The sequence below is a fragment of the Phocaeicola coprophilus DSM 18228 = JCM 13818 genome (assembly GCF_000157915.1).
GTDB lineage: Bacteria > Bacteroidota > Bacteroidia > Bacteroidales > Bacteroidaceae > Phocaeicola > Phocaeicola coprophilus.
The window spans coordinates 1-932 of the sequence record NZ_EQ973666.1 but is presented as its reverse complement, the minus strand read 5'-3'; the positions used below and the strand labels follow the sequence as shown (position 1 = coordinate 932).

Here is a 932-nt window from a genome sequence, read left to right as displayed (position 1 = left end):
TTCCGTCCATCGGATACCAGATGGCTAAGGAAACATACCTTTTGAAAGCTTTAGCATAAACCCTCAATCCGTATAGCTTTCCCTTGTTCACCTCGTATTCCTTGCACCGGGTCAAATCCAGATTGGCAAAGTCAATCCTGCCGTCAAACCACTTGGGATGACCACGTTTTCCTGTTTTCTTTTCCAATGTCGGATAGTACAGGACAACATCATTCCTAAAGCGTCTGATGACATGAAAATCGTTCTCACACATAGGCGTTATGAAAGTCTCCTTGGAAAAGAATGCGTCTGCAACCACCGTTCTGGATATGCTCTGCAACTTGTCTTTTCTACTGATAAGATAGCTGCTGTACCAGTCAACGAGGTTTTTGTCCATATTATCCAAGGTTTTACAATCCGGTGTCTGAATGGAGCCTAAGGTCATGCATTCATGGTTATCGATGTCAATGACACCGATGCCCATGATTTCCAATCCTCGCTTGTACTCTCCTGCACAACCAGACCAGAAGTAACCTATCCAAGGTGTCTTCTTGCCTGATTTGGGGATATAGGAAGGATCGATGGCGATGGCTTTTCTTTTGCCTGTGAGATGCTTGCTGATGATAGAGCCGTTGAACGCAAACCAGTCGAAAGTTTCATGCTCAAAAAGGTTACGATAAGTCTGTTCCGAGAAACAACCATATCTGCCCAATTGGAGGAAGTTTATACGATCTGGGATGGCCATGAATAATTTCATGGTGTCCATGAACGTTTTTTTCAAAAGGTTTGTGTATATTCGCGACTGATTTGAGAGCCGACAGGCACTCGGATTGGTATTGCATAAGGAGTGTTTCTTTAGTCATAATCAGAAGAGTCCAGAGACTTCTAATTTACTAAAAACCAACGAATTACGCAATACCTTTTTACCTTTATTATCAGCAGGTTAGCACATT

At 42.7% G+C, this 932-nt stretch carries 1 pseudogene; it reads right to left on the bottom strand.

Annotation, left to right across the window (positions count from 1 at the left end):
* Positions 1-842: pseudogene (locus BACCOPRO_RS16845) on the bottom strand (hypothetical protein); the annotation flags it as partial.
* Positions 843-932 lie beyond the last annotated feature (90 nt).